This is a genomic window from Streptomyces sp. NPDC002588 (assembly GCF_040295925.1).
In the GTDB taxonomy this organism is placed as follows: Bacteria; Actinomycetota; Actinomycetes; order Streptomycetales; family Streptomycetaceae; genus Streptomyces.
In genome coordinates this window covers 19,180-38,703 of the sequence record NZ_JBEOWF010000011.1, presented here as the reverse complement: position 1 = coordinate 38,703, position 19,524 = coordinate 19,180, and the positions used below count along the sequence as shown (strand labels likewise).

17 protein-coding genes and 1 tRNA gene are annotated in these 19,524 nt (G+C 72.9%); 8 read left to right on the top strand and 10 right to left on the bottom strand.

Features of this window, described 5'->3' with window-relative positions; all coding sequences use genetic code 11:
• Positions 1–4: 4 nt before the first annotated feature.
• Both ABT057_RS14665 and ABT057_RS14660 read right to left on the bottom strand, forming a co-directional pair.
• Positions 5–793 carry a ferritin-like domain-containing protein gene (locus ABT057_RS14665; RefSeq protein ID WP_352343226.1) on the bottom strand — a complete coding sequence of 263 codons (789 nt, stop codon included), beginning with the start codon at positions 791–793 and terminating at the stop codon, positions 5–7.
• A 185-nt stretch (positions 794–978) separates the two neighbouring features.
• Positions 979–2,034: an LLM class F420-dependent oxidoreductase gene (locus tag ABT057_RS14660; RefSeq protein ID WP_352343225.1), complete on the bottom strand. Its 1,056-nt coding sequence runs from the start codon at positions 2,032–2,034 to the stop codon at positions 979–981.
• 195 nt (positions 2,035–2,229) lie between these two features.
• Between ABT057_RS14660 and ABT057_RS14655 the strand changes: the two genes are divergently transcribed.
• Both ABT057_RS14655 and ABT057_RS14650 read left to right on the top strand, forming a co-directional pair.
• Positions 2,230–3,216 carry an aldo/keto reductase gene (locus tag ABT057_RS14655; RefSeq protein WP_352343224.1) on the top strand — a complete coding sequence of 329 codons (987 nt, stop codon included), beginning with the start codon at positions 2,230–2,232 and terminating at the stop codon, positions 3,214–3,216.
• Positions 3,213–5,387, top strand: a complete 2,175-nt coding sequence (locus tag ABT057_RS14650) for a helix-hairpin-helix domain-containing protein (RefSeq protein WP_352343222.1) — start codon at positions 3,213–3,215, stop codon at positions 5,385–5,387. Before ABT057_RS14655 ends, ABT057_RS14650 begins: the two co-directional genes overlap by 4 nt.
• Before the next feature lie 75 nt (positions 5,388–5,462).
• Here ABT057_RS14650 and ABT057_RS14645 read toward each other — a convergent pair whose 3' ends face one another.
• On the bottom strand, positions 5,463–6,185 hold the full coding sequence (locus ABT057_RS14645; protein WP_352343221.1) for a hypothetical protein: 723 nt from the start codon (positions 6,183–6,185) through the stop codon (positions 5,463–5,465).
• Between the two features lie 47 nt (positions 6,186–6,232).
• Here ABT057_RS14645 and ABT057_RS14640 point away from each other — a divergent pair, with 47 nt between their 5' ends.
• Positions 6,233–6,421 carry a DUF5703 family protein gene (locus ABT057_RS14640; protein WP_046732800.1) on the top strand — a complete coding sequence of 63 codons (189 nt, stop codon included), beginning with the start codon at positions 6,233–6,235 and terminating at the stop codon, positions 6,419–6,421.
• An 80-nt stretch (positions 6,422–6,501) separates the two neighbouring features.
• On the opposite strand, the gene ABT057_RS14635 is transcribed toward ABT057_RS14640, so the two are convergent.
• From ABT057_RS14635 to ABT057_RS14625, 3 genes are all read right to left on the bottom strand, one after another.
• Positions 6,502–7,446 carry a chaplin gene (locus ABT057_RS14635; protein ID WP_352343220.1) on the bottom strand — a complete coding sequence of 315 codons (945 nt, stop codon included), beginning with the start codon at positions 7,444–7,446 and terminating at the stop codon, positions 6,502–6,504.
• A 189-nt stretch (positions 7,447–7,635) separates the two neighbouring features.
• Entirely contained in the window at positions 7,636–7,869 is a 234-nt protein-coding gene (chpH, locus tag ABT057_RS14630) for a chaplin ChpH (RefSeq protein WP_352343219.1), read from the bottom strand.
• A gap of 179 nt (positions 7,870–8,048) precedes the next feature.
• Complete coding sequence (locus ABT057_RS14625; protein ID WP_502973901.1) at positions 8,049–9,389, bottom strand: M20/M25/M40 family metallo-hydrolase; 1,341 nt, start codon at positions 9,387–9,389, stop codon at positions 8,049–8,051.
• 192 nt (positions 9,390–9,581) lie between these two features.
• Here ABT057_RS14625 and ABT057_RS14620 point away from each other — a divergent pair.
• The 4 genes from ABT057_RS14620 (at position 9,582) to ABT057_RS14605 (ending at position 15,658) form a co-directional block, all read left to right on the top strand.
• Positions 9,582–9,666: transfer RNA gene (locus ABT057_RS14620), tRNA-Leu, on the top strand.
• 267 nt (positions 9,667–9,933) lie between these two features.
• The gene (locus ABT057_RS14615) at positions 9,934–13,794 is read left to right on the top strand and encodes a Pls/PosA family non-ribosomal peptide synthetase (protein WP_352343217.1); all 3,861 of its coding nucleotides are present in this window, start codon (positions 9,934–9,936) and stop codon (positions 13,792–13,794) included.
• A 77-nt stretch (positions 13,795–13,871) separates the two neighbouring features.
• The gene (locus ABT057_RS14610) at positions 13,872–15,215 is read left to right on the top strand and encodes a M1 family metallopeptidase (protein WP_352343216.1); all 1,344 of its coding nucleotides are present in this window, start codon (positions 13,872–13,874) and stop codon (positions 15,213–15,215) included.
• A gap of 65 nt (positions 15,216–15,280) precedes the next feature.
• Positions 15,281–15,658 (top strand): YchJ family protein, encoded by a 378-nt coding sequence (locus tag ABT057_RS14605; protein ID WP_352343215.1) that lies wholly within the window; start codon positions 15,281–15,283, stop codon positions 15,656–15,658.
• Between the two features lies 1 nt (position 15,659).
• On the opposite strand, the gene ABT057_RS14600 is transcribed toward ABT057_RS14605, so the two are convergent.
• Positions 15,660–16,361 (bottom strand): FadR/GntR family transcriptional regulator, encoded by a 702-nt coding sequence (locus ABT057_RS14600; protein ID WP_352343214.1) that lies wholly within the window; start codon positions 16,359–16,361, stop codon positions 15,660–15,662.
• Positions 16,362–16,520: 159 nt separating this feature from the next.
• Here ABT057_RS14600 and ABT057_RS14595 point away from each other — a divergent pair, with 159 nt between their 5' ends.
• Entirely contained in the window at positions 16,521–17,042 is a 522-nt protein-coding gene (locus ABT057_RS14595) for a gluconokinase (protein WP_352343213.1), read from the top strand.
• A gap of 30 nt (positions 17,043–17,072) precedes the next feature.
• Here the strand turns inward: ABT057_RS14595 and ABT057_RS14590 are convergent, their stop codons facing one another.
• The 3 genes from ABT057_RS14590 to ABT057_RS14580 all read right to left on the bottom strand — a co-directional run bounded on the left by ABT057_RS14590 (position 17,073) and on the right by ABT057_RS14580 (position 19,477).
• Entirely contained in the window at positions 17,073–17,699 is a 627-nt protein-coding gene (locus tag ABT057_RS14590) for a cytochrome b/b6 domain-containing protein (RefSeq protein WP_352343212.1), read from the bottom strand.
• Complete coding sequence (locus ABT057_RS14585; RefSeq protein WP_352343210.1) at positions 17,683–18,435, bottom strand: molybdopterin-dependent oxidoreductase; 753 nt, start codon at positions 18,433–18,435, stop codon at positions 17,683–17,685. The genes ABT057_RS14590 and ABT057_RS14585 overlap by 17 nt, the downstream gene beginning before the upstream one ends.
• A gap of 73 nt (positions 18,436–18,508) precedes the next feature.
• A complete protein-coding gene (locus ABT057_RS14580; protein ID WP_352343208.1) occupies positions 18,509–19,477 on the bottom strand; it encodes a hypothetical protein in 969 nt (322 codons plus the stop codon).
• Between the last annotated feature and the right edge of the window lie 47 nt (positions 19,478–19,524).

The window sequence follows — 19,524 nt, the reverse complement described above, 5'->3', positions numbered from 1 at the left end:
TGGGTCAGGCGAATTCGGGGGCGGTGACCGCCGGGCCGCCGAGGGCGTCGCGGCGCTCGGGCATCTCCAGGACGACCATCCGCCGCCAGCCGGCGAACCGCTCCCAGGCGTACACGGCGTGGATTCCGGCGGCGAGGACGGCGGACTTGGTCTTCGGCCAGCCGAGGATGCGTCCCATGTGGGCCATGACGGCGAGGCTGACGTCGCGGTAGACGCGGATCTCGGTGAGCGCGCACTCGCGCAGGGTCCGCTGGATGGTGCGGCCGTGACCCGCGTACGCGAAGCGCAGCAGTTCCTCGTGGCAGTAGGCGAGGTGGTTGTCCTCGTCCTGGGAGATCATCTTCACCGCGCGGCCGATGTCCGGGTGGTCGGCGAAGTGCCGGCGCAGCAGGTCCATCTGCTCGGAGGCGCGCTGCTCGGTGACCCGGCTGTGGGCGAGGTAGGTGACGATGTCCGGCACGCTCAGCGGGCGGTCGGCCTTGAGCCTGTCGTGGGCGAGACCGATGCCGTGGCGCTCCAGGAGCATCGTGTAGTCGGTGTCGGACGGCACCGGAACGGGCCGGAGGCCGCGTTTCTTCATCAGGGCGTCGAAGATCCGCCCGTGCTTGTCCTCGTCGGCACCGTGCCGGGTGATCTTGGGAGCGAGGCCCCGCTGGTCCGGCGGGACGAGCGCGGCGATACGGGCGTTCTCCCAGCCGCCCTGGGACTCCCCGCTCGCGGCGATGGAACAGAAGAGCGCGAACGACTCGTCGTTGTCGAGGATCTCCTGGAACAGACTCTTGGCCGAAAGCATGCAAATGAGTCAAATGCGGCAAGGTGATTGTCGCAACAGGTATGTCCGACGACTCGGCCGAAAGGATGAGGGCCCGGGTCACGACGGAGGCGTAACCGTGCTCGTCCCGGCGCGTTGTTCCTCGTGACGGCCGTGGCGGGGAAGACCCCCGAGCCCCCACCACGGCCGCTGAAGATCTCCGCCCGTCACGCGAGCCCGGCGAGCTCCAGCGCCTCGGCACCGGCCCGCAGCGAGGCGAGGCGCTCGTCCAGGGTGAAGCCCGCGGGAGCGAGGGTGAGGGTGGTGACCCCGGCCGACGCGTAGGCCTTCATCCGGTCGGCGATCCGCTCCACCGAACCCAGCAGGGTGGTCCGGTCGATCAGCTCGTGCGGAATCGCCGCCGCGGCGCCCTGCTTGTCGCCCGCCAGGTACTTGTCCTGGATCTCGGCGGCCGCCGCCTCGTACCCCATGCGCTGCGCCAGCTGGTTGTAGAAGTTCTGCTTGCGGCTGCCCATGCCGCCGACGTAGAGGGCGGTATAGGGGCGGAAGGTGTCGCCGAGCTTCTCGACGTCCTTGTCGTCGCCGAGCGCGAGGGGCAGCGTCGGGCAGACGTCGAAGCCGTCCAGCGTCAGGCCGGCCTTCTCGCGCCCCGCCCGCAGATGCTTGATCGCGGTGTCCTCGAGATGGTCCGCGGACGGGAAGATGAGCAGCGCCCCGTCGGCGATCTCACCGGTCTGCTCGAGGTTCTTCGGACCGATGGCGGCGATGTACAGCGGGATGTGCTCGCGCTGCGGGTGCACGGTCAGCTTGATCGGCTTGCCCGGGCCGCCGGGCAGCGGCAGCGTCCAGTGCTCGCCGTCGTACGACAGCCGCTCCCGCGTCATCGCCTTCCGTACGATCGCGACGTACTCGCGGGTGCGCGACAGCGGCTTGTCGAACTTGACGCCGTACCAGCCCTCGGAGACCTGGGGGCCGGAGACGCCGAGGCCGAGCCGGAAGCGGCCGCCGGAGAGGGAGTCCAGGGTGGCGGCGGTCATCGCGGTCATGGCGGGCTGGCGGGCCGGGATCTGGAAGATGGCAGAGCCGACGTCGATCCGCTCGGTCTGGGCGGCCACCCAGGTGAGCACGGTGGCGGCGTCCGACCCGTAGGCCTCGGCGGCCCAGCACACGGCGTAGCCCAGCCGGTCGGCCTCCTGGGCGACGGCCAGGTTGTCCCCGTCCATTCCGGCACCCCAGTAGCCGAGGTTGATCCCGAGCTGCATGGCCGATCCCCTTACTGATCAGTAACGACGCTGTTCCGCAGACATTAGCGCGGGGGTGACCGCCGGGGCAGGCCGCGGCCCCGTTGTGCGGGACCCGTCACACCGGTGGGGCGCCGGGAAGTCGGCGGTACCTCGGGGAATTCGGTTGTCCACAGGCAACCCACGGCCCAGTTCTGGCCAGTAATCTCGGCGTTCATGGAGCAGAGGCATCTCGGCCGCACCGGCCTGCGTGTGTCCCGCATCGGGCTCGGCACCCTGACCTGGGGGCGCGACACCGACGAGCACGACGCAGCGGACCTCTTGAAGACGTTCTGGGAGGCGGGCGGCACCCTCGTCGACACGGCCGACGTGTACAGCGACGGAGAGGCCGAATACCTGCTGGGACGGCTCATGGAGGGCCTGGTGCCGCGGCGGGACCTGATCATCTCCACCAAGGCGGGCAGTGTGCCCGACCCGGACCGCCGCTTCGACGGCTCCCGGGGCCACCTGCTCGCCGCCCTCGACGCCTCCCTCAGCCGCCTCGGCACGGACTACGTCGACGTGTGGCACGTGCACGCCTTCGACCCGGACACCCCGCTGGAGGAGACCCTCCAGGCGCTCGACATCGCTGTCGCGAGCGGCCGCGCCCGCTATGCCGGCGTGTCCAACTTCTGCGGCTGGCAGCTCGCCAAGGCCGGGACCTGGCAGCTCGCCGCGCCGGGCACCCGCACCCGGCTGGCCAGTACGCAGATGGAGTACTCGCTGCTGCAGCGGGGCGTGGAGCGCGAGGTGCTGCCGGCCGCGCTGGACCTGGGCATCGGCCTGCTGCCCTCCTCCCCGCTCGGCCGGGGCGTGCTCACCGGCAAGTATCGGGGGGACGCGCTGCCGCCGGACTCGCGCGCCGCCTCCGACCACTTCGCGCCCTTCGTCGAGCCGTACCTCGACGACACCGCCGGCCACATCGTCGACGCCTTGACGACCGCGGCGGACGGCCTCGCCGTGACCCCGCTCCAGGTCGCCCTCGCCTGGGTCCGCGACCGGCCGGGCGTGGCCGCTCCGGTGGTCGGCGCGCGCAACGCGCAGCAGCTCACGGCCGCGTTGTCAGTGGAGGCCCTTAGTCTTCCTGACGAGATCTGCCGGGCCCTCGACGACGTGTCGGCGCCCGTGCACCGCTATCCCGATCACGACTGGAGCACGCTGTGAGCACGGAACCGGATCCCACGGAAGCGACCGAGGACACCGGGCCGGGGACACCTGACGACACCGGTGCGGCGGAGAGCGCCGACACCGGCGCGGCGGAGGGCGACGGCAGCGGGGAAGCCGCGGCGGAGGCCTCGGCCGACCTCTCCGAGGCCCAGGCCGAGCTGGCCGCGCAGAAGCTGGAGCGGGAGCGGATCGAGCGGCGCAGGGCCGAGAAGGCGGCGCCCATCGACAGCGGGACCAAACTCAGCGGCAAGGCCGCCGATCTGCTCGCCGCGGTACGGGCCGTGGAGGGCGGGGCCAAGCCCCCGGCCACCGTGTTCGGCGCCCCGGAGCCCGCGCCGCGCCGCCCCGCCCCGGAGCCCGTCCGGCACCCGCAGCCGGTGCCGGCCGAGACCGCCGCCGCCCCGGCGCCCGCGCCGGACACCGTCGACGCGGTGCGGCGCGTGCTGACCGACGGCGGCGCCCCCGAGACGCTCGCACCGCAGGTCGCCGGGGCGCTCGGCGAAGGTGCCGGGGACCTGCTGCGCGAGGACCCCTGGCAGCTGCTGCGCGTCACCGGCGTACGGCCCGAACAGGCCGACGGCTTCGCACGGGCGCTGCTCGGCGCCGACTGTGCCCCCGACGACGAGCGGCGGGGCCGCGCCGTGACGGTGTGGCTGCTCGAACAGGCCGCCGTGGCCGGTCACACCGCGCTGGAGCTGCCCACGCTGACGGCCGCGCTGGCCCAACGGGGCGTGCCCGACGCCGACGAGGCCGTGCAGAGCACACTCGCCGAGGGCGAGGCCCTGGTCTTCCAGGACGCCGTGGAGGAGCCGGGGGCCGCCCCCGCGAGGGCCGGGGCGGAGGGCGAGGAGGGCGAGGAGAGCGAGGAGGAGGCCCGTCCCGTCCGTGTCCTGGTCGGCCTCGAGCGGTACGCCCTCGCGGAGGAGAGCCTCGCCGACGGCCTGGCCCGGATCGTGAACTCCCTGGCCAAGGAGGCGTCCGCGGAGCCGGCCTGGGAGTCGGCCGCGGCCTCGGCGTCCCGCGGCGCCGCCGAGCTGATCCGCGCGGTCGCCGGGCACGGCCTGGTGCTGCACACGGGCGGGGAGGCCGCCCGCGCCGAACCGGCGGCGCTGCTCACCGCGGCCCGCGCCATGGGCCTGCGCGCGGTCGCGGCCTGCCACACCCCGGACAGCCGGCGCAGGTTCGCCGCGCTGCCGGGCTGCGAGGGTGACGACGCCGTCGTCACGGTCCCCGGCCTCCTCGCGGGCGCCGAAGGCCCCGGCCGGGAAGCGGACGGGACCCTCGCCCTGGACCTGCTGATCGTGCTGGACGCCCCGCAACTCGACGTGGAGAGCGCCGCGATGGTGGTGGAGTCGCTGCCCGACGGCGCCCGGCTGGTGCTCGGCGGGGACCCGGCGCAGCTGTGGTCGGCCGGCCCCGGCCGGGTCTTCGCCGACCTGCTCGCGGCGCGCGTCTGCCCGCACATCGTCTCGCGCACCCCCGACCCGGGACCGCTCGGCGAGCTGGTCTCCGGTATCGCCGTCGGCGAGCTCAACCAGGTCGAGGCACCCGGCAAGGAGCTGGTGATCGTGCCGGTGCGGGACGCGGCCGAGGCCGTGCACCGGACCCTGCAGCTCGTCCTCGACTCGGTGCCGCGGGCCTTCGGCGTCGAGCCGGGGCAGACGGCGGTGATCACTCCGGGGCACGGCGGCCCGGTCGGCACCCGCGCGCTCAACGCCGCGCTGAAGGAGCGCCTCAACCCGGGCCCGGGCCGGTTCGGCGGCTTCGACCCCGGCGATCTGGTCGCCCACTCCCCCGCACCGGGACGGATGGAGCCGGGCCGGGTCGAGAAGGCGGACGCCGACGGGCTGCACCTGTCCTGCTCGGGCACCCCCGTGGTCGTACCGAGGGAGCAGGTCGAGCGGTCCGTGCGGCACGGGTGGGCACTGACCGCGCATCAGGCGGTGGGCTGCCGATGGCCCGCGGCGGTCGTGGTTCTGCCCGGGGACGCGGCACAGGTCGTCTCCCGCCCCTGGGTGTACACGGCGTTCGGTCTGGCGGAGCGCCATCTGTCGGTGGTGCACGGCATCGATCAGGCCCTGCCGAGAGCGGTCGCCGAGGTCCCGGCGAAGCCGCGCACGACCCGGTTGCCGGTCCTGCTGCGCACCCAGGTCCCGGCGGCCGGTTAGGCCGGTCAGCCGCACCGGACATGCGACGGCGGCGGCCGCGCGGGTCTCCCCGCACGGCCGCCGCCGGATCGTGCACTACCGTCGATCGGCGTCCAGCGGCTCCAGATCGCCGTCCAGATCCTCGTCCTCGAGTTCGTCGTCGACGTCGTCGAGCTCTGCTTCGAGATCTTCGTCGCCGTCGTCGCCGTCGTCGCCGTCCTCGATGTCGTCGAAGACCGCGCTCACGTCGAAGCGGCAGACCACCCGCTGCGGGTCGGCCTGTTCGAACGGTGCCTCCAGCCACTCCCCCGGCTCGGCCTGTTCGTCGGCGGCCAGCACCCACAGCGTGGAGTCGCCCTCCTCCAGGCCGAACTCCTTGTGCCGGGAGGCGATCTCGTCCGCTTCGAACTCGCCGAACAGGATGCCGAGCGCCCCGTGCACCGTGCCGGCGACGTCGGCGGCGTCGTCGTCCGCCGCCTCGACCCGCTGGGCCTGCGCGAGCAGCCGCTGCGGCTCCGCGACCGCGTAGTCACGGCGGATCAGCACACTCAGCGCGTTCGGCTCCTCGGGACCCGCGTACGGCGGAAGCGAGTCCTCCGCGCCGGGGATCTCGAAGGGCGTGACCTCGTCGTACCGGTCGTAGAGCAGTTCGTCGTAGACCTCGGCGGCCGCGGCCAGCTCGTTGAACGCCTCGTAGACGGCCGGGTCGTCCTCCCCCGTCCTGCGTTCGACCGCGGCCAGGTGGCGGTCGAGCGCGGTCTTGACCGCCTCGGCGGCGGCGCGTACCTCGGCAGCGGTGGGCTGCGCAGCATCAGACATAGTGCAGACGCTATCCGTACGAGGCCCCAGCCCGCACAATAGATGCGATGCCGGAATACGAATTTGTCGACGTGTACGTACCGCGCGGGGTCTCCCGCAAGGAGGCGACACGTCTGCTGACCGACCATGCCGAGTACGGACACTGGGAGTTGGACCGCCTCAGCCTGATGCGTGACGGCAGCCGCAGGGTGCGGCTGCGTCGGCGGATCATCCGCCAGGTGCGTGCCACGTGGTGAGGTGAGGGACAAGAACGAAAGCGGGTCCCGCCGCGGCGGGACCCGCTTTCGTTTCCGTGCCGCGCGGCGCCCTGACGGGGTCACACGGAGGCGCGGGCCTTGCGGTAGATCAGCGCGCCCGCGAGCAGTGCGCCCGCTCCGGCGGGCAGGGCGAGGCCGATCGGCAGTTCGTTGCCGGTCTCCGCGAGCCGGCCGGGGCCGACGGGGGTGCCCAGGGCGGACTGGTGGGTGTTCACGGAGCCGGCCGGCGTCACGTGTCCCGGGCCGGACGGCACGTGGTCGGGGCCGGACGGGTTGGACTGGCCGGGGTGGGCAGGCTTGCCGGGGCCTTGATGGGACGGCTTGCCGGGGCCCTGGTGGCCCGGCGTGCCCGGCGTCTCGTGGCCGCGGCCCGGCGGCGTCACGTGGTCGTATCCGCCGGTGTTGTCGCAGTCGTTGCCGAACGACGGGTTGAGGATCCCGACGATGTCGACGCTGTTGCCGCACACGTTCAGCGGAACGTCGACCGGCGCCTGCACGTCGTTGCCGGAGCCGACACCGGGCGAGCCGCCGGTGTGACCGCCCGCGTGCGCGCCCCCGGGGCCGGTGTGCACGCCGGAGCCGCCGTAGCCGCCCCCGTTCCGGCCGCCGTGGTGACCGCCGAGGCCGCCGCCGTGGCCGGCCCCGCTGCCGCCGCCGTATCCCTGGTCGTCGCCGTATCCGCCCGGGGAGCCGTAACCGCCGGAGGAGCGGTGACCGCCCGGGGCGCGGTGGCCCTGTCCGTCCGGTGCGCGGTGTCCGGCGCCCTTGTCGGCGCAGGAGTTGCCGAACGCCGGGTTGAGGATCCCGACCACGTCGATGGTGTTGCCGCACACGTTGACCGGGATGTTCACCGGTGCCTGCACGGTGTTGCCGGAGGCGATGCCGGGCGAATCGGCCGCGGAGCCGATCGCGCCGGAGTCGGCGTGGGCGTAGCCGCCGGCGGCGGCGATCACCCCCGTGGCCGCCGCCACGGTCATGAGGCTTTTGCGGGTGACCTGTCGCATTGCTGTTCCCTGCTTTCGATCTCGTCCTGGATCCGAATTCCCCGCATCATTCCAGTTCTCGGGAGACATTCGGACCGTTGCACGTCCTCGGTGTTTTCGGCCATTCCTTCGGAAAAGACCGGTCGGCCCCGGAGCGCATGGCGTGCGCTCCGGGGCCGACAGCGTGGACGACCCCTCAGCGGGTCGACGTCACTTGTTGACGCAGACGTTGCCGAAGGCGGGGTTCAGCAGCCCGATCACCGAGATCGTGTTGCCGCAGACGTTCACCGGGACGTGTACCGGAACCTGGACCACGTTGCCGGACGCGACACCCGGGGAGTGCACCGCGGCACCCTGGGCACCAGCGTCGGCGACGGCCAGGCCCGCACCCGCGAGAACCAGGCCACCGGTGGCAGCCGCAGCGGCGACGACCTTCTTGATCATTATTCCTCCTTGTTGGCAAAGCCTTGTCGGCAAAGCGATCCCAAGCAGCGGATCGCATCACCAGTAACGAGGGGGAATTAATGAGGCTACGCGCTTATCGTCGCATTCACTCTTCCCAGTCAGGTCCGCACAGGCGCACGATTTTCACGGCCCAATGAAATCTCGCTTCACCGGGACTTTCAGGACGCGTCGATGAAGCGGTCGAGCACCCGCACGCCGAACTTCAGCCCGTCCACCGGGACCCGCTCGTCGACGCCGTGGAACATGCCGGCGAAGTCCAGCTCCGGGGGCAGCTTCAGCGGGGCGAAGCCGAAGCCGCGGATGCCGAGGTCGTCGAAGGACTTGGCGTCGGTGCCGCCGGAGAGCATGTAGGGGATCGCCTTGGCGGTCGGGTCCTCGGCGAGCAGCGCGGACTGCATGGCGTCGACCAGCGCCCCGTCGAAGGAGGTCTCCAGGGCCTTGTCGGAGTGCACGTCCTCGCGCCGCACCTTGGGGCCGAGGATCCGGTCGAGGTCGGCGAGGAACTCCTCCTCGTACCCCGGCAGGAAGCGGCCGTCGACGTGCGCGGTGGCCTCGCCCGGGATGACGTTGACCTTGTAGCCGGCGCCGAGCTGGGTGGGGTTGGCGGTGTTGCTCAGGGTCGCGCCGATCAGCTTGGCGATGCCGCCGAGCCGGGCGAGGGTGGACTGCATGTCCTCCGGGTCCAGCTCGGTGCCGAGCGCGTCGCCGAGCTCGTCGAGGAAGGCCCGGGTCGTCTTGGTGACCCGCACCGGGAAGGTGTGCCGGCCCAGCCGTGCGACGGCCTCGGACAGCTCGGTGATCGCGTTGTCCCGGTGGATCATCGAGCCGTGCCCGGCGGTGCCGGCGACGGTCAGCTTCATCCAGTGCATGCCCTTCTCCGCCGTCTGGATGAGATAGAGCCGCCGCTCCTCGCTCACGGTGAACGAGAAGCCGCCGACCTCGCTGATCGCCTCGGTGACACCCTCGAAGAGGTCCGGGTGGCGGTCGACGAGGTGGCGGGCGCCGTACAGGCCGCCGGCCTCCTCGTCCGCGAGGAACGCGAGCACGATGTCACGCGGGGGCCGGCGCCCGGAGCGCAGCCGGTCGCGGACGACGGCGAGTGTCATCGCGTCCATGTCCTTCATGTCGACGGCGCCGCGCCCCCAGACGCATCCGTCGGTCACCTCGCCCGAGAAGGGGTGGTGGGTCCAGTCGTCCGCGTTGGCCGGTACGACGTCCAGATGGCCGTGGATGAGCAGCGCGGGCCGGGACGGGTCCTCGCCCTCGATACGGGCCACCGTGGAGGCGCGCCCCGGGTGGGACTCGAAGATCTGCGGCTCGAGTCCGACCTCGGCGAGCTTCTCGGCGACCCACTCGGCCGCCTTGCGCTCCCCGGGGCCAGAGTGGTCGCCGTAGTTGCTGGTGTCGATCCGGATCAGATCGCGGCAGAGGTCCACGACCTCGTCCTCGCCGGTGACGCTCCTGGCCGTGTCGCTCACGCTGCTTCCTCCCGCTGTCACTGCCGGTGGTACCCCTGCTTCTCCCCCATCCTCCCCCTCCGTGTCGCCCCTGCCCAAGACCGGTCCCGGCCCGTCACACACCGTTCACGCCGGCCGCGGCCCGGCCGACCGGCCGTGATCGGGCACCCCGGAAAGCCTGGTAATGTTTACGTCGTCGCCGCGAGGGAGACCCCGCACAGCGACAGACACCTTGTCCGGGTGGCGGAATGGCAGACGCGCTAGCTTGAGGTGCTAGTGCCCTTTATCGGGCGTGGGGGTTCAAGTCCCCCCTCGGACACATGAAGCAAGGGCCGCGACCACTGGTCGCGGCCCTTTCGCGTGCATGTGGCAGATCTCTCCCCGTTCGAAGATCACGCAGGTCAGCGGAGGTCCTTGCCTTGCGGTGCGGCCCCCGAACGGCCCTCCCCGGTGGCCGACACAAGGGGATGACCCTAGCGTCGTACTAAAATTTCCGGCTTGTTACGGAGTCGGTCCGGACAACCCCAGGCAGACCTGCGGGCCCGCCGGCACCCCGGAGGCTTCCGGGAACGAGACGCGAGGACCGATGGCAGCCATACACGAGAGCAGTGCTCTCGGCCTGCTCGACGAAGAAATCGTGCGGCTCGGAGACCGGGCGCGCTTCTCCGGCGGGCCCGCCGCCTCCCCCCGCACCCTCGTCGACGTCTTCGACGCGTCCGTGCGGTCGTACCCGGACGAGCTCGCCCTCGACGACGGCATCACCCCCCTCACCTACCGCGCGCTCGCCGTGGAGGTGGAGCGGCTGCGGCGCCGGCTCGCCGGCTCCGGGGTGGGGCTCGGGGACCGGGTGGGGGTGCGGGTGCCGTCCGGGACCAACGACCTCTATGTGGCGATCCTGGCCGTCCTGGCCGCCGGTGCCGCCTACGTTCCCGTCGACGCCGAGGACCCCGACGAGCGGGCCGAGCTGGTGTTCGGCGAGGCCGGGGTGCGGGCCGTGATCGGCGCGGGGCACCACATCGACGTGCAGAGCGCGTCGGACGTGCCGGCCGGCCGGCCCGGCACCGGGCACGACGCGTGGATCATCTTCACCTCCGGCTCCACCGGGAAGCCCAAGGGCGTCGCCGTGAGCCACCGCAGCGCCGCCGCATTCGTGGACGCCGAGGCCGCGCTCTTCCTCACCGAGGAGCCCATCGGGCCCGGTGACCGGGTCATGGCCGGGCTGTCGGTGGCGTTCGACGCCTCCTGCGAGGAGATGTGGCTGGCCTGGCGGTACGGGGCCTGTCTGGTGCCCGTACCGCGGTCGCAGGTCAGGAGCGGTGCCGACCTCGGGCCCTGGCTGGTCGAGCAGGAGATCACCGTCGTCTCCACCGTGCCGACCCTGGCCGCGCTCTGGGAGCCCGAGACCCTCAACGACGTACGTCTGCTGATCTTCGGCGGGGAGGCCTGCCCGCCCGAACTGGTGCAGCGGCTGGTGACCGAGGGACGGGAGGTCTGGAACACCTACGGGCCGACCGAGGCGACCGTGGTGGCCTGCGCGTCCCTGATGTCGGGCGAGGAGCCGGTCCGGATCGGGCTGCCGCTGCGGGGCTGGGAGCTGGCCGTCGTCGACGAGGCCGGGGAGCCGGTGCCGATGGGCGACAGCGGACAGCTGGTCATCGGCGGGGTGGGGCTCGCGCGCTACCTCGACGCCGAGAAGGACGCGGAGAAGTACGCGCCGCTCGAGTCGCTGGGCTGGGAGCGGGCCTACCGCAGCGGTGACCTGGTCAAGGCCGAGCCCGAGGGGCTGGTCTTCCTCGGGCGCGCCGACGAGCAGATCAAGCTCGGCGGGCGGCGCATCGAGCTCGGCGAGGTGGATGCCGCGCTGCAGGCGCTGCCGGGCGTGGCGGGCGCCGCGGCCGCCGTACGGACCGCGCGCGGCGGCAACCAGCTGCTCGTCGGGTACATCGTGACCCAGGACGGCTGGGACCGGGCCGCGGCCGTGGAGAAGCTGCGGGCCGAGCTGCCCGCCGCACTGGTGCCGCTGCTCGCCCCGGTGGACGATCTACCGACCCGTACGTCGGGGAAGGTGGACCGGAACGCGCTGCCGTGGCCGCTGGAGAGCGTCGAGGTGCCGGCGGGCGAGGACCTGTACGGCACCGAGGCCTGGCTCGCCGAGCAGTGGACGGAGGTGCTGGGTGTCCCGGTGACCTCGGCCGCGGACGACTTCTTCGCGATCGGCGGCGGCAGCCTGGCCGCCGCCCAGCTCACCACCCGGCTGCGCACCCGCTACCCGAGCGCCGCCGTCCTCGACATCTACCAGCAGCCGGTGCTGCGCAAGCTGGCCCGGCGCCTCGAGGAGTCGGCGCAGGACGACGGTGGGAGCCGGACCATCGCGCCGGTGCCGAAGAAGGCGCAGTTCGTCCAGCTGCTGGTGCTGCTGCCGCTGTTCACGCTGCTCGGGCTGCGCTGGACGGTCGTCCTGGCCGCGGCGGGCAATCTGCTGCCCGGGTACGCCTGGCTGCCGACCGCCCCCTGGTGGCTGCTGGCCGCCCTGGCGCTGCTGCTGTTCAGCCCGCCCGGGCGGATCGCCCTCGCGGCGGGCGGGGCGCGGGTGCTGCTGCGGGGCGTGAAGCCCGGGCGGTATCCGCGCGGCGGGTCCGTGCACCTGAGACTCTGGGCGGCCGAACGGCTGGCCGAGTACAGCGGCGCCACCTCGCTCACCGGGGCCTGGCTGGAGCGGTACGCGCGTGCGCTGGGCGCCAAGGTCGGCCCGGACGTCGACCTGCACTCGCTGCCCCCGGTCACCGGTCTGCTCAAGCTGGGCCGGGGCGCGGCCGTGGAGTCCGAGGTGGACCTGTCCGGTCACTGGCTGGACGGCGACCGGCTGGAGATCGGCGCGGTCAAGGTGGGCGCGCACGCCGTCGTCGGTACGCGCAGCATGCTCTTCCCGGGTGCCCGCGTCGGCAAGCGGGCCGAGGTGGCGCCCGGCTCGGCGGTCACCGGGCAGATCCCGACCGGTCAGCGCTGGGCGGGCGCGCCCGCGGTCAAGCTGGGCAAGGCCAAGCGGAACTGGCCCGAGGAACGGCCGGCGCGGGGCACGTACTGGCGGGTGATGTACGGGGTGACGGGGGTCGCGCTGAACCTGTTGCCGGTGGCGGCGGGCCTGGCCGCGCTCCTGGTGGCCCGCGAGTTCGTCACCCCGGGTCTCGGCCTCGGCGGGGCGCTGCGCGGGGCCGTCCTCGCCCTGGTGCCGGCCACGCTGGCCTACGGTCTCGCCTACGCCCTGCTGCTCCTGGTCACCGTACGGCTGCTCAGTCTGGCCCTGCGGGAGGGCACGCACCCCACGCACAGCCGGGTCGGCTGGCAGGCGTGGACCGTCACTCAGCTGATGGACCGCTCCCGCGAGACCCTGTTCCCGCTGTACGCCGGGCTGGTCACGCCGGTGTGGCTGCGGCTGCTCGGGATGCGGATCGGGCGGGGCGCCGAGGTGTCCACCGTCCTCGCCCTGCCGAGCCTCACCACGGTCGGCGAGGGCGCGTTCCTGGCCGACGACACGCTGACCGCGCCGTACGAGCTGGGTGGCGGCTGGGTGCGGATCGGGCGCGCGGAGATCGGGCGGCGGGCGTTCCTCGGGAACTCGGGGATGACCGCGCCGGGCCGGAGCGTCCCGGACGGCGGTCTGGTCGGGGTGCTGTCGGCGACTCCGAAGAAGGCGAAGAAGGGCAGCTCCTACCTGGGTCTGCCGCCGGTGAAACTGCCGCGCACCAGCTCCGGCGGTGACCAGAGCCGGACGTACGAGCCGCCCGCGCGGCTGCTGTGGGCGCGGGGTGTGGTGGAGCTGTTCCGGATCGTGCCGGTGTTCTGCTCGGCGGCGCTGGCCGTGCTGACGGTGGCCGCGCTGAGTGCCCTGGGGGCCTGGGCGCCGCTGCTCGGCGGGCTGGTGCTGCTCGGCGCGGGCGCCGCGGCCTGTCTGCTGTCGGTGGTCGCGAAGTGGCTGCTGGTGGGACGGCATCGCACCGGTGAGCATCCGCTGTGGAGCTCGTACGTGTGGCGGGACGAGCTGGCGGACACGTTCGTCGAGGTGGTGGCCGTGCCATGGCTGGCGGGCGCGGTGCCCGGTACGCCGGTGATGAACGCGTGGCTGCGCGGGCTGGGGGCGCGGATCGGCCGGGGCGCCTGGGTGGAGAGCTACTGGCTGCCGGAGGCGGATCTGGTGACACTGGAGGAAGGGGTCACGGTGGGCCGTGGCTGTGTGCTCCAGACTCACCTCTTCCACGACCGGATCTTGCGGACGGATACTGTGGTCCTCCGTGAGGGCGCCACACTGGGCCCTGGCGGGATCGTGCTGCCCGGCAGCACGGTCGGGGCCCGTACGACCCTGGGCCCCGCGTCGCTCGTCATGGCCGCGGAGTCCGTCCCGGACGACACCCGCTGGCTCGGCAACCCGATCGAGGCATGGCGTCCCTGAGCGCGGGCCACTCGGTGACTGCGGGCGGCGCACCGACAGGTGGTTCTCTTGGTATGGCGCAGGGAGCGGACGCGGAAGTGGCAGTGCAGCAGACAGTGGGTCCGGACCCGTATTTCCCGGGCAACGGCGATCCCCGTTACCGGGTGCATCGCTACGAACTCACGCTGGACTACCGGCCCGGCCCGAACCGGCTGTCCGGCACGGCCCGGATCAACGCGATCGCGGGCCGGGCGCAGCTCCCCGAATTCCAGCTGAACCTGGCGGACTTCAAGCTCGGCCGGGTCCGGGTGGACGGGCGGCAGCCGCACTACACGCACCGGGGCGGCAAGCTGCGGGTGCGCCCCGCGAAGCCGCTGCGCCCGGGGGCCGCCTTCACGGTGGAGGTGCAGTGGTCGGGCAACCCGAAGCCGGTGTCGAGCCCGTGGGGCGGGATCGGCTGGGAGGAGCTGACGGACGGCGCGCTGGTGGCGAGCCAGCCGGTCGGGTCGCCCTCGTGGTACCCGTGCAACGACCGTCCGGCGGACAAGGCGTCGTATCTGATCTCGGTCACGACGCCGTCCGCGTACGCGGTGGTGGCCGGTGGCCGGCTGCTGACCCGGACCACGAAGGCGTCCACGACGACCTGGGTGTACGAGCAGTCGGCGCCGACGTCGAGCTATCTGGTGGGGCTGTCGATCGGCAAGTACCAGACGGTGCTGCTGGGCGACCCGGGGCTCGGCGGGGTGCCGATGCACGGGCACATACCGGCGCAGCTGCTCCCGCAGTTCTCCCGGGACTTCGCGCGCCAGCCCGGGATGATGGACCTGTTCCAACGGCTTTTCGGGCCTTATCCGTTCGACGAGTACGCGGTGGTCGTCACCGAAGAGGAACTCGATGTCCCCGTCGAGGCCCAGGGGTTGTCGCTGTTCGGCGCCAACCATGTGGACGGGGCGCGGGGTTCGGAGCGGCTGGTGGCGCACGAGCTGGCGCACCAGTGGTTCGGCAACAGCGTCTCCATCGCCGACTGGCGGCACATCTGGCTCAACGAGGGCTTCGCGAAGTACGCGGAGTGGCTGTGGTCGGAGCGGTCGGGTGGCCGCAGCGCCCAGCAACTCGCCGCCACCGCACACCGGTTGCTCGCCTCCCTGCCGCAGGACCTCCGGCTGGCCGACCCCGGCCGCAAGTCGATGTTCGACGACCGGCTCTACGAGCGCGGCGGGCTCACCGTGCACGCGGTGCGGTGTGCCCTCGGTGACGACGCGTTCTTCCGGATGCTGCGCGGCTGGCTCGGTCTGCACCGGGGCGGCGCGGTGACGACGGCCATGTTCACGGCCCATGCCGCGCGCTTCACATCCGAGCCGCTGGACGACCTGTTCGAGGCCTGGGTGCACGGAGCGGCGCTGCCGCCGCTGCCTCTGCCCGAGACACGGGCGACGGCGTAGGGCGTGTTTCGAAAGTCCCGGCCGCCTGGCGCCGCCTGCACGCACGCTCGAGGAGAATGCCCCGTATGACCACCGGTACCTGCCCGTGCGGGCTGCCTCGGGCGTACGACGCCTGCTGCGGCCGCTATCACCGTGGCCCCGCCGCCGCCCCGACCGCCGAGGCCCTGATGCGCTCGCGCTACGCCGCCTTCGTGAAGGGCGACGCGGCGTACCTGACGCGCACCTGGCACCCGCGGACCCGGCCGGCGCGGCTCGGCCTCGATCAGGGGACGCGGTGGACGGGCCTGGAGATCCTCGCGACGAAGGACGGCAGCGCGTTCCACACCACGGGGACCGTGGAGTTCCGGGCGTCCTTCCGGGGCGGCGCGCTGCACGAGGTCAGCCGCTTCGAGCGGGTGGACGGGGCGTGGGTGTACGTGGACGGGGAGTTCCCCGAGGGGTGATTCAGGGCGCGAGGACGTCGAGTTCCTGGAGTGCGCCGGCGGTGATCTCGCGGGTCAGTCGTTCGGCGCGGGCCGTGTCGCGGGCCCGGACGGCTTCCGCGACCTGGACGTGGAGGGTGACGGCGGCCGGGTCGGGGTCCTCGAACATGACCTCGTGCCGGGTCCGGCCCGTCAGGACCTCGGCCACGACGTCGCCGAGGCGGGCGAACATCTCGTTGCCGGAGGCCGTGAGGATCACCCGGTGGAAGGCGATGTCGTGGAAGAGGTAGCCCTCCAGTTCGTGGCCTCGTGAGTTGGCGACCATGCCGAGGGCGCACTCGGTGAGTTCGGCGCACTGTTCGGCGGTGGCGTTCCTCGCCGTAAGGCCCGCCGCGACGGGTTCGATCGCCGAGCGCAGGACGGTGAGCGAGCGCAGCTGGTGGGGGCGGTCGGCGCCGGCCAGCCGCCAGCGGATGACCTGGGGGTCGTAGACGTTCCACTCGGCCTTGGGCCGGACCGTGACGCCCACCCGGCGGCGGGACTCGACCAGGTGCATGGACTCCAGGACCCGGACCGCCTCGCGCATCACCGAGCGGGAGACGTCGAAGCGCTGGGCCAGTTGGTCGGTGCGCAGCACGCTGCCCGGCGGGTACTCCCCCGCGGTGATCGCGGGGCCGAGGGTGTCCAGTACACGGCCGTGCAGACCCCGGCCCGGAGTGGTCATGCGCTCAGCGTACGGCGTGGATCACCGGGTGGAGATCACCCAGCTCAAAAGTCAGACTTATTTGTCACAGCCTCTTGAATTCGTCGTACCTAATCGGTTTCAGTGTCGTCGGCATCAGATGTCGTCCGTGAGGGCGTCCGAGAAGACAGCGAGGCAGAGATGCGCATCCCCCACGTCGTCGCGGTGATGGGCGTCGCCGGCACGGGCAAGACCACGATCGGCACCCTGCTCGCCGCCCGCCTGGGCGTCCCGTACGCCGAGGGCGACGACTTCCACCCGCAGGCCAACATCGACAGGATGTCGTCCGGCACCCCGCTCGAGGACGCGGACCGATGGCCGTGGCTGGACGCCATCGGCGCCTGGGCGCACGAGCGGGCCGGGCTGGGCGGGGTGGTCAGCTGCTCGGCGCTGAAGCGGGCGTACCGGGACCGGCTGCGGGCGGCGGCTCCGGGACTCGTGTTCGTGCATCTCTCGGGCGACCGTGCGCTGGTCGAGGACCGGATGGCGCACCGGCAGGGGCACTTCATGCCGACCGCGCTGCTGGACTCCCAGTTCGCCACGCTGCAGCCGCTCGGGCCCGACGAGGCGGGCGTCGTCGTCGACGTGTCCGGCTCGCCGGAGGAGATCGGCGAGCGGGCCGCACAGGCGCTCGCCGGGCTTCCCGACGCCCGCCTCCGGTGACCCCCGACGAGACGCCGGCGGCGGACGCCGTCAGTCGGGGCGGCGCCAGAGCGGGTGCTCCCGCTCCGCCCACTCCCGGCTCACGGTGCCGGTGCGCATGCCGCGCCGTGCCTCCGGGTCGCCGAGGGCCATCCCGATGTGGCCGGCGAGGACGACGCCGATGGTCAGGGCCAGCCAGTCGTGGACGAAGGTCGCGCTGGTCCGCCACATGATCGGGGTGAGATGGGTGAACCACATCAGCAGTCCGGTGCCCAGCATCACCAGCGTCGCCCCGGCGATCCAGGCCGCGTAGACCTTCTGCCCCGCGTTGAACTTGGCCGCCGGGCGCGAGGAGCGCCGCTTGTCCCGGCGCAGGGCGGCCCGCAGCCAGCGGCGGTCGTGCGGACCGAAGCGGTTGAGGTGGCCGAGGTCGGCGCGGAACGCGCGGGAGGCCAGCCCCGCCAGGACGGGCAGGGGCAGGAGCACCCCGGCGATCTCGTGGACGCGGACCACCAGTTCGCGGCGGCCGACGAGCTGCGCGAACTCGGGGACGTACAGGAAGGAGGCCGTCACCACGCAGAGGCCCATCAGCAGGGCGGTGGTGCGGTGCACCCAGCGTTCGGCCCGGGTGAAGCGGGGGATCGCGGTCGCGGGCGGCACCTCAGCTCGTAGGATCATCGTCCCGCCCGTTCGACTTGCCGACCCAGGCGTCGACGTCGTAGCCGCGGTCCTCCCAGTAGCCGGGCTTCACGTCCTCCGTGACCGTGATCCCGGAGAGCCACTTCGCCGACTTGTAGAAGTACATGGGCGCCACGTAGAGGCGGACCGGGCCGCCGTGGTCGTGGCCGATGTCCTTGTCCTGCATGCGCAGGGCGACCAGGACGTCGGCGCGGCGGGCCTGGGCCAGGGTGAGGCTCTCGGTGTAGGTGCCGTCGAAGCAGGTGAAGCGGATCGCGCCGGCCTTGGCCCGGACACCGGCCGCGTCGAGGAGGACGGAGAGCCGTACGCCCTCGAAGGGGGTGTCCGGGACCCGCCAGCCGGTGACGCACTGGACGTCCTTGACCATGCGGGTCTGGGGCATGGCTCTGAGCTGGTCCAGGGTGTAGGTGGCCGGCTTGTCGACCAGGCCGTCGACGGTGAGGCGGTAGTCCGTGGCGTTCTTGTGCGGGACGGACGAGGCCACGGAGTAGTAGCGGAAACCGCCGCCGTTCGGGAGCAGTCCCGTGAGGCCGGTGGGGTCCTTGTCGGCGGCGTCGCCGAGGAAGGCCTCCAGGCCGCGCTGGAGCGGGGGCGCGGCGACGACCCCCAGGGCACCGAGAGCGAGGGTGCCGAGGAAGACACGGCGGCCGACGGGGGTGCCGCGTTCGTCGGGCGGGCCGGCGGTGCCGCGTTCCTCGGGTGGTTCGGGGTTCACGTGTCCATTCGAACACCCGGGGGCCGGACGCGGCCACGTTTCCCGGTGACCGCCGGACTTCCGGCCTGACTTCTTACCCGGCTCTCAGGCCCAGGGCGCCGGCGCGGGCAGCGCGGAAGGCGGCGCTCGGGTCGCGGTCCGGATAGCACCAGGGCTCGGGGGTGATGTGCTCGCCGATGCGCTGGAAGAGGGCGGCCGCCTCGGCGCCCCGGCCCTCGCAGACCTTGGCGTGGGCGAGGAAGTTCAGGTCGACCAGCCGGCGGGGGTGGCCGTCGTGCTCCCACTCCAGCCACCAGTCGAAGGCCGCCTTCAGCACGTCCGGGGCCCGGCCGTCCCGCCAGTGCCCGGAGGCGGCCGGGTCGGCGGGCGCGAAGCCGTGGCGGGCCAGCACGCGGTAGCGCTCGGCGTGCGCGACCACCGGGAGGATGGCGAGCGGGGAGTCGGCGGGTGCCTGTTCGGCGGCCCAGGCGGCGAAGTCGTACACCTCGTGGAGTGGATCGGGACCGGCGTCGCCGCGGCGCTCGGCGAGCCGGGCGATCATCAGGTGGTGCGCGTGGTGGTGGTCGCGGTGCCGGGCCCGGACCTCCTCGAAGATCCGCACGCCTTCCGCGGAGCCGTCGCTCCCGGGGGCCGGGTCCAGCATGAGGAGTCCGAGCCAGGGGGTGGGGTCCGCGGGAGCCAGCTCCGTGGCGGTGCGGCACTCCTCGCGGGCCACCTCCGGATCCTCCTTGCCGCGCTGGACCCGGCGGACCTGGGCCAGGGCGTGCAGGACGCGGGCGTCGGCGCAGCCGGGTTCCGCGAGCAGCCAGTCGTGGGCGAAGGCGGCGGCGTACGGTTCGAGGGCGAGGACCGTGACGCGGTGGGCTCGGCGGTCCCAGTCGTCGCCCGTGTGGGCGAGCAGGGAGCGGGCGGCCTGCCAGCGGCCCTGGGACAGCGCGGCCCGGGCGGCGGCGAGCTCGACGTCGTCGAGGGCCGGGTCGGGGACGCGGGCTGCCGCCGGGCGTCTGCCGCCGCGCCGGACGGAGCTTGGGGGTGGGGGCACCGCGGGACTTCCTCATCCTCCTCGGCGGCGGCTCTGGCATCGGCCCG

Coding starts and splice junctions, on each gene's coding strand:
- ABT057_RS14640 (WP_046732800.1), top strand. CDS start 6,233: ATGCCGGAATACGAATTTGTCGACGTGTACGTACCGCGCGGGGTCTCC.
- ABT057_RS14660 (WP_352343225.1), bottom strand. CDS start 2,034: ATGCAGCTCGGGATCAACCTCGGCTACTGGGGTGCCGGAATGGACGGG.
- ABT057_RS14665 (WP_352343226.1), bottom strand. CDS start 793: ATGCTTTCGGCCAAGAGTCTGTTCCAGGAGATCCTCGACAACGACGAG.
- ABT057_RS14615 (WP_352343217.1), top strand. CDS start 9,934: ATGGCAGCCATACACGAGAGCAGTGCTCTCGGCCTGCTCGACGAAGAA.
- ABT057_RS14635 (WP_352343220.1), bottom strand. CDS start 7,446: ATGCGACAGGTCACCCGCAAAAGCCTCATGACCGTGGCGGCGGCCACG.
- ABT057_RS14655 (WP_352343224.1), top strand. CDS start 2,230: ATGGAGCAGAGGCATCTCGGCCGCACCGGCCTGCGTGTGTCCCGCATC.
- chpH (WP_352343219.1), bottom strand. CDS start 7,869: ATGATCAAGAAGGTCGTCGCCGCTGCGGCTGCCACCGGTGGCCTGGTT.
- ABT057_RS14590 (WP_352343212.1), bottom strand. CDS start 17,699: ATGATCCTACGAGCTGAGGTGCCGCCCGCGACCGCGATCCCCCGCTTC.
- ABT057_RS14600 (WP_352343214.1), bottom strand. CDS start 16,361: ATGACCACTCCGGGCCGGGGTCTGCACGGCCGTGTACTGGACACCCTC.
- ABT057_RS14595 (WP_352343213.1), top strand. CDS start 16,521: ATGCGCATCCCCCACGTCGTCGCGGTGATGGGCGTCGCCGGCACGGGC.
- ABT057_RS14605 (WP_352343215.1), top strand. CDS start 15,281: ATGACCACCGGTACCTGCCCGTGCGGGCTGCCTCGGGCGTACGACGCC.
- ABT057_RS14645 (WP_352343221.1), bottom strand. CDS start 6,185: ATGTCTGATGCTGCGCAGCCCACCGCTGCCGAGGTACGCGCCGCCGCC.